Below are 11,700 nucleotides of genomic sequence, written 5' to 3'. Positions count from 1 at the left end.
GGCCCGGAGCGCGCGGGGGTCGCGCGGGATCCCGCCGCCCGGACGCCCGGCCGTCCACCGGGCGCCGCCGTCCCGCAGCCGCACCCGCACCCGGTTCTGCGGACCGGCCCGGAACCGGGCCACCACCGTGGTGCACTCGGTGGCCGCGCTGGCCGCGAGCCTGCGGGCGAGCAGGGCGTTGACCAGGGTGGTCTTGCCGACGCCCATCCGCCCGCCGACCGCCACCCGCAGGCCGGGCTCGGCGAGCCGGGCGCGCAGCGCGCGCACGGCGTCGGCCGTCGCACCGGGTGGCAGCAGCGGGTCCAACTGCCGGCAGAGCGCGGCGGTCAGCGCGACCAGCTCACCGGCGGCGGGCGCGGTGCTCAGGGGCTCGGCGTGGTCCCGCCGGTCGCCCGCCGGCCCGCTGTCCACGGCCCCGCCGCTCACCGACACCTCACCCGGCTGCTGCGACGGAGTCCGCCGGCTGCCGCGCGGTCCCGTCGTCGACCAGCGGGAAGCCCAGCGCGCGGGTCAGCGCCAGGCCCTCGGCGCGCAGCCGTTGCAGCGTCTCCACCCGGCGCCGGGTGTGCTCGCGGGCGACCTCCAGTTCGGCGGCCGAGGCTGCCAGGTTCCGCCGGTAGTCGGTGAGTTCGCTCTCCAGGCGGCCCCGCTGGGTGAGCAGTCCCTGGTCGAGGGCGTCGGTGAGCCCGTCGACGAGTTCGTCCACCCGGATGGTGATCTGCGAGGGGATCTCGGTGCCGAGCTCGGCCAGCACCCGGTTGAGGTGCCGGGTCGCGTCGCCCCGGGCGCGGCCCAACTCGGCGCGCTGGCGGCGTCGTCGGGTCATCACCGCCAGCATCGCGTAGCCCGCGGCCATCGGCAGCAGCACGCTGCTGGTCATCATCGCGACCACGCCGGCCGCCAGTCCGGCGGTGCTCAGCGAGGGCACCAGGTTCTCCAACAGGCCCAGCGGACCGCCCTCCTGGTGAGTGGAGCGGACCATCTCCACCGGACCGGCGTCCCGTTGGGCCCGCAGCAGCGGAGTGTCGTCCTCGGGCACCGGACCGGGAGCGAGATCGTGGGCCAGCACCTCGGCACACTCCCGCCGCACCGCCTCGACCAGCGCGGTCAACCCGCGCCGGGTGGTGGCGTCCACCTCCAGCCAGACCGCCTCCACCTGCGCCTCGAGTTCGGCGGGGAACTCCTGGGCCAGCGCGGCCGGGCCGGTGGTCGCGATCTGGCGCTCGGCCAACTGGCGCAGGTCGTTGAGGTTGCGGCGGAAGTCCAGCTGCAGCGCGTTCTTCAGGTCCCGTGCGCCGATCGACAGCAGCCGGCGCCACTGCGCCCCCTCCGACTGCAGGGCGCGCAGCGACTGCTCGGTGCGCTGCACCTCGGCGGCCAGGAACGGGTCCTGCTGCAGCGAGCGCAGCCGGCGCTTCTGGCCCGCGAGCGGCGCCGCGAGCGCGGAGAGCGTGACGTGCACCAGGTTGGCCAGCCGCAACTCGCCGGCCCGCGCGGCGATCCGCTCGGCCAGCACCTTCTCCAGCGCCTCGAAGCCGCTGTCCTCCAGCAGCAGGGCCGCCTCGGCCGCCGGCCCGGCCTCGGCGGCGGCCTCGGCGTCCCGCCGGGCCCGGTTGCTCACCGGGAACCAGGGAGCCGCGCTGTGCCGGGGCGCGTGCTGGGCGAGCAGTTCGCGATTGCGTTCGAGGACGGTCGGCCACGCGTCGTGGCTGTCGGTCTTGGTGAGTACGAAGACGGTCTCGGCGGTCCGTTCGGTGGCCTGGGCCAGGAACTCCAGTTCGGAGCGGGTCAGTTCGCTGGAGCCGTCGACGACGAAGACCAGTGCGTCGGCCTGTTCCAGGGCCGCCAGGGCCAGGTGGGCGTGCCCGCTGACCAGGCCGCCGACCCCCGGGGTGTCCACCAGCTCCAGCCCGGTGGCGAACAGCGGTGCGGGCAGTGCGACCTCCACGTGGTGGACGTCGGCGCGCTCCGTGCGGCCGGTGACCGGGTCGACGGCCGCGAACCGGGCGAGCTGGTCGAGCTCGATCGGCTCCGGGCGCAGCCCGTCCGGGCCGACCCCGTCCGCGGGGGTCGGCCCGGCGGGGGTCGCCTGCGGTGCGGTTCCGTCGAGGGGGGCGGCGGGGAGCAGGAAGGCGGTGGCGCGCGGGCGGTCGCCGTGGCGGACCGTCACATGGACGCCGGTCGACACGTCGGCGTCCACCGGCAGCAGCTCCCAGCTGCGGACCAGGCTGTTGATCAGGGAACTCTTGCCGCGCTTCTTCTCGCCGACCACGACCAGGCAGGCCGCGCCGCCCGCGGTCCTGGCCGCTTCGGCGCGGATCGCCTCGGCCAACCGGGGCGAGGTGGTGTCGTCCTGGGGGGACGCCGCGCCCGCCAGCAGTTCGGCTGCCCGGGCGGCGAAGCCCAGGACCTGCTCGTTCAGGGGGACCGTGCTGTGCGGTGACGTCATGACGCGCCTCCGGGGGGAGTGGTGTCGGGGTCGGTCTCGGTCTCGGTGCGGGGCCCGGCGCCGTCGCCGGACGGGGTGACGGCGGGCGGACCGTCGGTGGGCGAGCCGTCGGCGGGCGGGGCGGTGGTGCGGGGTGCTGGCTCGGTTGCTGGTTCGGTTGCCGGGGCGGGCTCGTCGAAGCCGCCGAACATGCCCGAGTAGTCGGCCTGTTGCGGGTCCGCGGAGGCGGTCCGATCGAACAGTGGCCGCTCCGCGCTGGGCGGTTGCGGACGCCGCGCGGCCGGTGCCGTCCCGCCGCTCGGCCCCTGCGGTGGGACGGGGGCGCCGCCCGCCCCCTCGCTCGGGCGGCGCCCCCGGTTCGATGACCAGGGGGCCCATCCCGGCTTGTCGGGGCGGCCCTCCCGGACCGGCTCGCGCCGGTGGCCGCCGGAGCGCGGCGGTGGGACGGGTGACGTCGGCGGCGACGGGGGCGGCCGGTGGTCGGCCTCGTCCGGCGGGCCGCATCCGATCAGCCGGTCGAAGGCCCCGGAGACCGCGTCGACGGCTCCCCGGTACCAGGGGGTGTCCCCCTCGTCCCGGGGGTGGTCCGGATCCGGCCGGTCGTACGCCGCCTGCCTGGATCCGGACTGTGGTCCGGATGCCGGTCCGGACGCCGCTCCGGCCCCGCGGGGCGGCGCCGCGGGACGTGGGGGCGGGACCACCACCAGCTCGTACCCGGTGGCGTCCGCACTGCAGAGGTGGGTGATGCGGCGCAGGTCGGCGTCCGAGCGGCGCTGCCAGCCGGTGACCAGCACGCACCGTTCGCGCGCGGCCGTGCGGGCCGAGGCCCAGAGCGGGCCGGCCTGCGAGCGCGGCAGCAGGTGCGCGTAGCCGGCGCGGGCGGGGCGCCAGCCGCCGGCGGCCGTCAGCTCGGCCGGTCCGGGCGCCGCCGGTTCGGGCCCCCAGGGCGCGGGCCGCGGGGCGGTGGCGCACGGCTCCGCCTCCAGCCGGTCGACGGCCTGCCAGGTGCGGGTGACCCACTCCTGGTAGACGGGGGCGGCCCACCGCTCGAAGCCGGCCGCCAGCTCGGTCAGCCCGGGGAATCGGGCGGTCGCCGGGGTGCGGCTGTACCAGCCGACGAAGCCGTAGAGCGGACGGCCGAACCGGTCGTGGCCCATGGTCGTGCTGAGCGGGGTGAACTCGCAGGCGGCGCCGACCAGGACGCCGTGCTCGTCGCGCTGGAGCAGGAACCGCGGCCCCTGCTCCAGCCGGTCGCCGCCCGCGACGGCGGCCCGCACCGCACGGCCCACCGGACCCTGCCGATCGATCCCGGTGGGCAGCGCGCGCCACCACTGGTCGACCCGGAAGGTGCGCCCGTAGATCACCGCCGACCAGTCGCCGTAGCCGGGTCGGGGGTGCTGAGGAGTGGTCATGGCTCAGTCCGTCAGCAGTCGGCCGTCGCGGTAGATCGCGATCCCGCGCAGTTCCCGGTCCAGCTCGCGGCACTTCTCCTGGGCCTGCTGCAGCATCGCGTTGGTCACCGTGCCCTGGGTCAGCAGCCGCTCGATCTCCAGCTGCGCGGCCGTCTTGCGGGCGCCCTGGAAGAATCCGCCCATGAACCCCCGGCTCAGCGCGGCCAGTTCGCTGCGGCTGGAGTCCAGTCCGGCGGTGAGCTCCCGGATGGCCTCCTGGTTGCGGGCGATCCCCTCGGTCAGGTAGTGCCGCAGACTGAAGACGATCGGCAGGTGGAGGTTCTTCGGGTTGATCGCCCGCGAGTCCACCCGCTCCAGCCGCGCGGCGCCGAAGTTGCCGAGCTGGACGGGGCAGAGCGCCACCGTCACCCCCTCGGCCTGGTCGTCGGCGAGCGCGGGGACCAGCTTGCCGAGGTTCTTCGCGACGGCCACCAGGGCCTCGGCGGCCGTCATGCCGGTCAGCCCGGACAGCAGGTCGACCTTGGTGAGCAGCACGACGATCGCCGGGCTCGGCCCGCCCTCGCGCTTGCGGGCGGTGAAGACGCCGGAGATGGCCCGGCTGAAGCGGGCGATCTCCATCGGGTCGTCATCGCGGTCCAGGCTGCCCGGCGTGCCGGCCCGGACCCACTGGGCCACGTGCTCCGAGTCCAGCACCAGCACGATGCTGTCGGAGGCGGCCAGTCGCTGCTCCAGCAGGTGGACGTCGGCGGCCGATCCGCGGCGGTCGAGGGCGGCGTTGCCGCGGAAGTCGGTGCAGTCGATCTCCACGAGGTCGCGCATGCCGCGGCGGAAGATGAAGTCGTAGCGCCGGGGCTCCTCCGAAGTCGCCTTCGGCATGGTGCCGTTGCGCCGCAGCAGCGACCAGTGGTCGGCGAGGTCGAGGTCCTGGTCGGGGTCGATGGTGTAGAGGTAGTAGCCCTGGACCCCGGAGGAGAGCCGGTTGTACATCCCGTGCAGGTACGCGGTCTTGCCGGAGCCGCTGGCCCCGAGCATCGTCATGGTGATCGTCGGTACGGCCATCGTCGGTGCCCTCGTTCCTCGTCTCGGTCGTGCGCGGGTGGTGGGTGCGGGTGGTGGCGGCGGGGACTCAGAACGCCAGGACGTCCTCCAGTAGTTCGGCCAGCCGGTCGGCGGGGGCCACCAGCGGTTGCAGGCGGGCGAGTTCGCCGGCCGCCTCGGCCCGGGCGCGGTCGCGCATCGAGGCCCAGGAGGGCTGGTCGGTCCACCAACTGCCGATCCGGTCCCACACGGTGTCGCGCGCGTCGGCGTACTGCGCGGAGGCGACCAGCCGTTCGATGGAGGCGCTCAGTTCCATGGCCCGCCCCAGGATGCCGAAGCGCAGCGTCCAGAGCACCGGCAGCACCACGTTCTCCGGCTCCGGCCCGCAGACCAGCGGGATGAAGGCGCCCTGGATGTGCCGGGTCCCGGCGACGGCCTCGATCAGCGGCAGGAAGGGACCCACGAAGCGCTCCTCGCCGCCGGGGGCGCCCAGGTCGACCAGGTCGGTCTTGGTGAGCGCGATGACCAGCGGCGTCAGCGTCTCCTCGCGCGCGTCCACGGCCTGGTGCACCCGCACGATCAGCCGGCGGACCGCCTCGGGGGCCTCGGGGTCGGTGGCCAGGTGCAGGGCGTCGACGAAGAGCACGATGCCCTGCGCGGCCACCAGGTCCTCGTGCAACTGCCGGGCCTGCGCGCTGGCGGAGCGCAGTTCGGTCAGGGCCCCGCCACGGTGGTCGGTCCAGCGGAACGGGAAGACGTCGGCGCCCTGGTGACGCAGCACGAACTCGTACGCCTGGCGCCGGTCGCTGGCCCGCGGGTAGCTGCCGCGCAGGATCGCGCCGGCGCCGTTGACCAGCGAGCGGTGCGCCGCCGGGTCGGCGGTGCCCAGGGTCAGCCCCTCCACCCCGTCGCACATGGCCGCGTACATCAGGGAGAGGTAGCTCGTCTTGCCGGCGGCGCTGTGGCCGAGCATCACGATGTTCATGCGGGTCCTCGGTGATCGCGGGCACGGGTGGGACCAGGCGGGGGAGCGGGGGAGCGGCTGGGCGGTGACGGCGGGAGACGGGAGACGGGAGACGGTCAGCGGATCAGGCGGCCGTCGAGGTGCGGGTCCACCTCGTCCGGGTAACGGGTCACCGCCCACCGCCGGGCGGGTCCCTCGTCCGGCCGCTGCTGCGGCCCCTGTTCCTGCGCCGGGTCCCGCGGAGTGGACGGCGGTTCGGTGAGCGCGCCCAGGACGACCGACGCCTTGGGATCCGCGGCGATCTCGGGCAGCCGCCCGAGCCGGGCGGCGATCAGGTCCGAGACCTGCGGAGTGCGGCTGGCGGCGCCCGCCAGGACCAGGGCGTGCAGGTCGCCGGGGGTGCGGCCGGCCCGGGCCACGGTGCGCTCCAGCAGCGCGACCGAGGACGACAGGGCCGGGGCGATCGCCTCCCGGTACTCGCCGCCCTGCACCACGAACGGCTCGGGGTAGCCGGGCACCGTCAGGTAGACCGTCGCGGTGCTCGACAGCGCCTCCTTGGCGAGCGTCAACGCGGCCCGCAGGGCGGACTGCTGGTGGCGGGCGGTGGGGGTGGTGGCGTCCCAGAGCCGCTGCCAGGGCCGGGGATCGAGGTCCAGTGCGCGTTCGCGGAGCAGGTCCAGCAGGGCCTGGTCGAGGTCGCGGCCCCCGAAGTCGGGGTCGCCGGCCACCGCGGTGGCGCTGAAGCGGGTGCCGTCCCAGTCGAGGACGGCGGTGTCCAGGGTGCCGCCGCCCAGGTCGTAGACGGCGATCGCGCCGTGCGGCGGCGGTGCGGTGCGGGCGGCGTGGTAGCGGGCGGCCGCCACGGGTTCGGGCACCAGCTCGGGAACCGACAGTCCGGCCAGGTCGGCGGCGTGGGTCAGGCGGGCGAGTTCGACGGGCGACCAGTCGGCGGGATGGGTCAGGACGGTGCCGCGCGGCGGCCGTCCGCCGTGTTCGGCCGCGGCCGCCTCGGCGGCCCGCCGCAGCACGGCCGCGGCCAGGTCGGCGGTGGCGAACTCGCGGCCGCCCAGCAGGACCGCCTCCTGGCGCACCAGCGCCCGCTTGGGGGCCTGCTCGGCCAGCTCGGGCCGCTGGGCGGCGAGTTGGGCCGCGGCGCGACCGGTCAGCAGGGTGCCGGCGTCGTCCAGGCAGACCAGCGAGGGCAGGTAGCGGCTGTTCTCGATCTCCACGGCCCGCGCGGTGCCGTCCGGCTCCACGCGGGTGGCCGCGGTGCTGAAGCAGGTGCCGAAGTCGATTGCCAACGACCAGTCAGGAACACGCGTGAGCACGGGAGTTGAGCCCTCTCAGCCGCAGTTGCCGGCGGTCCGGATCGGCCTCGATCCGCCCCGCGCAGGATGCTAGCGCCGCAGGATCGACGCGTGGCGATTTCCCGGATATCGGGCCGCCAGGTGTCAACTGCCGTCCTGCCGCTCCAGTTTCACGCGGGGCAGCGTGCCGAACACGGTCTGATGACGGAAAGCCGCACCCGGTTCCCACCGGGTGCGGCTCAGGTCGGGCCGTGGTCGGGCCGTGGATCGCTCGGCTCCCGCCGGGACGGTCAGCGCCCGGTCGTCACCGCCGCCGTGTCGCCCGTGCGTCGGGACAGCGCGCGCAACCTGCGGCGGCGGCGCCAGAGGGTCGGCGGCAGTGCGCCGAGGAGTCCCGCGGCGGGCGGGGGGGGGGGGGCCGGGGGGGGGGGGGGGGGGGCGGCCGCCAGGGCGTTGCCCGGGGCCGTGGCCGGGGCCGGGGCGCCGAGCCGTCGTTGGTCGAAGGTCGCGGGCACCGGGATCCCGGACCAGTGCGGGATGGGCCACGCCACCACGAAGGCCCGCCCGATCACGTTCTGCACGGGCACGAAGCCGCCCCCGGGCTCGTGGACGTGGTAGCGCGAGTCCTGGGAGTCGTCGCGGTGGTCGCCCATCACCCACAGGTGGCCCGCGGGCACCTTGACGGTGCCCGCCGGGCGCTCGCCGCACGGGGTCGAGCCCGGGCGGATGTACGGCTCGTCCAGCGGCACGCCGTTGACCTTGACCGGGCCGCCGGCCTGGCAGGTGACGGTGTCCCCGCCGACCGCGATCACCCGCTTGATCAGGTCCTTCTCGCTGGCCGCGGGCATCAGCCCGACCGCGGCGAGGGCCTGCTGGACATCGCTCAGCAGGCCTCCGCCCTGGTGCCCGGTGGCGGTCGGATCGTCCAGCCAGCCGCCGGGATCGTGGAAGACCACCACCTCGCCGCGCTGCGGCTCGGCGCCGAACCACGGGGTGAGCTTGTCGACCAGCACCCGGTCGCCGATCTGCAGGGTGTTCTCCATCGAGCCCGAGGGGATCGAGAAGGCCTGGACGAAGAAGGTCTTGATGCCCAGCGCCAGGATCAGCGCGATCCCCACCAGGACCGGTAGTTCCTTCCACCAGGGCCGCCGCGCCCGCGCTCCGCGGCCGCGGCCAGCACCGCGCCGTGCCGTGCCCCGTGCCACGTCAGCGCGCGACCCGGGCCGCCACCGCCGGTCCGCCCAGGCGGCCCTGGCGGCGCGGCCGAGCCGTGCGCCGGCCGCGGCCCGCGCCGGTGCGGCCGGTCTGTCGGTGTCCCGTTCCTCGATGCTCATGGGTGGTTCGGTGTCCTTCCCGCCGCTGTGATCGCCATCCGGACCCTCGGGTACCCGCTCGGCCCCGTAGTCACGAACGAACGGAGGTTCCCGAACGACCCGCCGCAGAGCTGACGGAGCGTCAGAAACCCCGGTCGCAGCGGCGGGTCGACGGCCGGCTGTCGGTTCCGGGTGCGACGCTGGGCGCCGGACGACCTGGTCCGCGAGGAATCGCTTGTTCTGCGAAGGGAATCGCCGTGCTCACCACCGACTTCGTCCCCGGCTCGCCCTGTTGGGTCGACCTCGGCGCCGCCGACGTCGCCGCCGCGACCGCCTTCTACACCGCCGTCTTCGACTGGGAGGCCGAGCAGTTCGGCCCCGAGGAGGGCGGGTACCTGGTGCTCCGGCTGGGCGGCAAGCCGATCGGCGCGATCGGCCGGCTGACCGAGGAGGGAGCCCGGTCGGCCTGGATGACCTACTTCACCACCGCCGACGCCGACGCCACGGCGCAGGCCGTCCTGAAGGCCGGCGGGTCGCTGCGCGGCGAGCCGTTCGACGCCGACGGCGCGGGCCGGATCGCCCAGCTCACCGACCCGCAGGGCGGCCAGTTCGCGGTCTGGCAGCCCGGCACGATGCAGGGCATGGAGGTCACCGACACGCCGGGGGCGCTCTGCTGGGTGGAGCTGTACACGACGGACGCGGCCGGCGCCAAGGCGTTCTACGGCAGCGTCCTCGGCTGGCAGGCCGGCGACATGCCGATGCCCGGTGGCGACGAGGGCTCCTACACCATCCTCACCCCCGCAGGCCTGCCGACCGATCGGATGCACGGCGGCCTGCTCCAGCTGCCGGCGGAGCACCTGGCGCTGACCGGGGGCCGCCCCTACTGGCACCCGGTGTTCCAGTCCGCCGACTGCGACGCCTCGATCGCCAAGGTCACCGCGAACGGCGGCACGCTGCAGATGGGACCGGCCGACGTTCCGGGCGTCGGGCGGCTGGCCGTCTGCGTCGACCCGGCCGGCGCCGACTTCGTGCTGCTCACGCCGAGCGCCCCGGGCACCGCGACCACCCCGGGCCAGGCCTGACCGTCCGCCCAGGGCTCTGCGCTCCGGCCGGGGCGCGGGGCCCGGGGCCCGTTGGACCGGCCCCGGGCGGAGACGTGGATCACGCCCGGTGCGGGGCATACGTCCGGTCGGATCATCGGTATGCTCGCGGCCATGTCACCCTCACCCGCCGCCTTCGAGCCTGCCCCCGAACGGGCCGGTCGGGGGCGCGACGACGCCTGTCCGGGGGCGATGCGGCTGCACGCGGCCGATGACGGGGCGTTGGCCCGGGTCAGGGTGCCGGGGGGACTGCTGGCGGGGGATCAGACGCGGGCGCTGGCCGACGCCGCGGCCGAGCTCGGCGACGGCGCGCTGGAGGCCACCTCGCGCGGCAACCTGCAGCTGCGCGGCCTGGCGCCGGACGCGGGCGCGGAACTCGCCGCCCGGCTGCGGGCCGTCGGCCTGCTCCCCTCGGACTCGCACGACCGGGTGCGCAACCTCGTCGCCAGCCCACTGGCGGGCCTGCGCGCCGCCGCTGCCCCGGCCACCGGCACCCCGACTTCCGATGCCCCGACCACCGGCGCCGGTGAGCCGGCGGACCCGCGCCGGACGAGCCCCGACCTGCGGCCCTGGGTGCGCGCGCTGGACGCGCTGCTCTGCGCGAGCCCGACGGCCGGCGCGCTCTCCGGCCGCTTCCTCTTCGCCCTGGACGACGGGTGGGGTGACGTGGCCGCGCTCGACGCCGATGTGACCTTGATCGCACGGGTCGCCGTCCCCTCCACCCCCACCGACACGACGCCGGCCCCCGTCGAGCCCGCCGCCGCGCGCCCGGCCCTGCTGCGGCTGGGCCGGGCCCACTGGTGCGCCGAGGTGGCCGACGGCCCGCGCGCGGCCCTGGCGGTGGCCGAGGAGTTCGCCCGGCTCGCCGCCGCGGGCGTCTGGCGGATCCGCGAGGCGGACCCGGACGGCACCGTGCTGGCCGAGCGGCTCGGGCTGGTCCCGCGCCCGCTGCCGGCCTGGTCCGAGCCGTCCGAGCGCCCGCCCGCCGTCGGACCCTGCGCGGGCGGCCTCGCCGTCGGCCTGCGCTTCGGCCGCGGCAGCGCCGACCAGTGGCGCGCGCTGGCCGCGCTCGGCGACGAGCTGCGGGTGACCCCCTGGCGGAGCGTGGTCGTGCCCGGCGCGGGTGCCGAACGGCTGCCGGAACTGGCGGCGCTGGGCCTGCGGACCGTGCCCGGCACGCCCTGGGAACGGGCCACCGCCTGCACCGGCTCGCCCGGCTGAGCCAAGTCGCTGGCCGACGTGCGGACCGAGGCGGCCGCCGCCCTGGACGGTACGGTCGGGCCCGCCGGGCTCCCCGTGCACTGGTCGGGCTGCGAGCGCCGCTGCGGGCACCCGGCCGGGGACTGGGTGGACGTGCTGGCCACCGGCGGCGGCTACCGGATCTCCCGGTGGCCCCAGGCCGGGCCAGGCGGCCCGGGCACCACCGAAGTGACGAACCAACAGATGGCGGCAGCGGTCGCTGCGGCCCGGAGGACCACGTGATCGAGTACGAGAAGGACGGCGCGGCGATCTACCGCGAGTCCTTTGCCACCATCCGCGCCGAGGCCGACCTGGCCGGGCTGCCGGCCGACGTCTCCCAGGTCGCCGTGCGGATGATCCACGCCTGCGGGATGACCGACCTGGTCGCCGACCTGCTCTGGACGCCCGGCGTGGTCGCCGCCGCCCGCACCGCGCTGCGGGCCGGCGCGCCGATCCTCTGTGACGTGTCGATGGTGGCCAGCGGGGTCACCCGCAAGCGGCTGCCGGCCGACAACGAGGTCATCTGCACGCTCTCCGACCCCGCCGTGCCGGGCCTGGCGGCCGAACTCGGCACCACCCGCAGCGCGGCCGCGATGGAACTGTGGCGCGACCGACTGGAGGGGGCGGTGGTGGCCGTCGGCAACGCCCCCACCTCGCTCTTCCGGCTGCTGGAGATGATCGAGGCGGGGGCCCCGCGGCCGGCCGCCGTGATCGGGGTCCCGGTGGGCTTCATCGGCGCCGCCGAGTCCAAGCAGGCGCTGGCCGACCACCCCTCGGGCCTGGAGCACCTGGTGGTCCGGGGCCGCCGCGGCGGCAGTGCGATCGCCGCCGCCGCGCTCAACGCGATTGCGAGTGAGGTGGAATGACGGACCGTCAGA

9 protein-coding genes and 1 pseudogene are annotated in these 11,700 nt (G+C 76.0%); 3 read left to right on the top strand and 7 right to left on the bottom strand.

What is annotated here, in order from left to right; genetic code table 11:
* The 7 genes from ABD323_RS13885 to lepB form a co-directional block, all read right to left on the bottom strand.
* Positions 1–426: GTPase (locus ABD323_RS13885; protein WP_344441781.1), on the bottom strand; the 426-nt coding region annotated here is incomplete at its 3' end.
* Between the two features lie 7 nt (positions 427–433).
* Positions 434–2,449, bottom strand: coding sequence for a dynamin family protein (locus tag ABD323_RS13880; RefSeq protein ID WP_344441780.1), 2,016 nt, complete (start codon positions 2,447–2,449; stop codon positions 434–436).
* The gene (locus ABD323_RS13875; RefSeq protein ID WP_344441779.1) at positions 2,446–3,861 is read right to left on the bottom strand and encodes a hypothetical protein; all 1,416 of its coding nucleotides are present in this window, start codon (positions 3,859–3,861) and stop codon (positions 2,446–2,448) included. Before ABD323_RS13875 ends, ABD323_RS13880 begins: the two co-directional genes overlap by 4 nt.
* Before the next feature lie 3 nt (positions 3,862–3,864).
* The gene (locus ABD323_RS13870; RefSeq protein ID WP_344441778.1) at positions 3,865–4,920 is read right to left on the bottom strand and encodes a hypothetical protein; all 1,056 of its coding nucleotides are present in this window, start codon (positions 4,918–4,920) and stop codon (positions 3,865–3,867) included.
* 67 nt (positions 4,921–4,987) lie between these two features.
* The gene (locus tag ABD323_RS13865) at positions 4,988–5,884 is read right to left on the bottom strand and encodes a TRAFAC clade GTPase domain-containing protein (protein WP_344441777.1); all 897 of its coding nucleotides are present in this window, start codon (positions 5,882–5,884) and stop codon (positions 4,988–4,990) included.
* Positions 5,885–5,979: 95 nt separating this feature from the next.
* Positions 5,980–7,164, bottom strand: a complete 1,185-nt coding sequence (locus ABD323_RS13860) for an Hsp70 family protein (protein ID WP_344441776.1) — start codon at positions 7,162–7,164, stop codon at positions 5,980–5,982.
* Positions 7,165–7,460: 296 nt separating this feature from the next.
* Positions 7,461–8,504 (bottom strand): signal peptidase I, encoded by a 1,044-nt coding sequence (gene lepB / locus ABD323_RS13855; protein ID WP_425555985.1) that lies wholly within the window; start codon positions 8,502–8,504, stop codon positions 7,461–7,463.
* Positions 8,505–8,740: 236 nt separating this feature from the next.
* Between lepB and ABD323_RS13850 the strand changes: the two genes are divergently transcribed.
* The 3 genes and pseudogenes from ABD323_RS13850 (at position 8,741) to ABD323_RS13835 (ending at position 11,688) form a co-directional block, all read left to right on the top strand.
* Positions 8,741–9,565 (top strand): VOC family protein, encoded by an 825-nt coding sequence (locus ABD323_RS13850; RefSeq protein ID WP_344441775.1) that lies wholly within the window; start codon positions 8,741–8,743, stop codon positions 9,563–9,565.
* A gap of 120 nt (positions 9,566–9,685) precedes the next feature.
* Positions 9,686–11,065, top strand: a pseudogene (locus tag ABD323_RS13845) (hypothetical protein).
* Positions 11,062–11,688, top strand: a complete 627-nt coding sequence (locus ABD323_RS13835) for a precorrin-8X methylmutase (RefSeq protein WP_344441771.1) — start codon at positions 11,062–11,064, stop codon at positions 11,686–11,688. The pseudogene ABD323_RS13845 and the gene ABD323_RS13835 overlap by 4 nt, the downstream one beginning before the upstream one ends.
* Positions 11,689–11,700 lie beyond the last annotated feature (12 nt).

The organism is Kitasatospora nipponensis (assembly GCF_039528135.1).
GTDB lineage: Bacteria > Actinomycetota > Actinomycetes > Streptomycetales > Streptomycetaceae > Kitasatospora > Kitasatospora nipponensis.
This window is presented reverse-complemented; position numbering and strand designations above follow the sequence as displayed.

Excerpts from the sequence above, each read along its gene's own strand:
- ABD323_RS13880 (WP_344441780.1), bottom strand. The coding sequence starts at position 2,449 with ATGACGTCACCGCACAGCACGGTCCCCCTGAACGAGCAGGTCCTGGGC.
- ABD323_RS13875 (WP_344441779.1), bottom strand. The coding sequence starts at position 3,861 with ATGACCACTCCTCAGCACCCCCGACCCGGCTACGGCGACTGGTCGGCG.
- ABD323_RS13870 (WP_344441778.1), bottom strand. The coding sequence starts at position 4,920 with ATGGCCGTACCGACGATCACCATGACGATGCTCGGGGCCAGCGGCTCC.
- ABD323_RS13865 (WP_344441777.1), bottom strand. The coding sequence starts at position 5,884 with ATGAACATCGTGATGCTCGGCCACAGCGCCGCCGGCAAGACGAGCTAC.
- lepB (WP_425555985.1), bottom strand. The coding sequence starts at position 8,504 with ATGAGCATCGAGGAACGGGACACCGACAGACCGGCCGCACCGGCGCGG.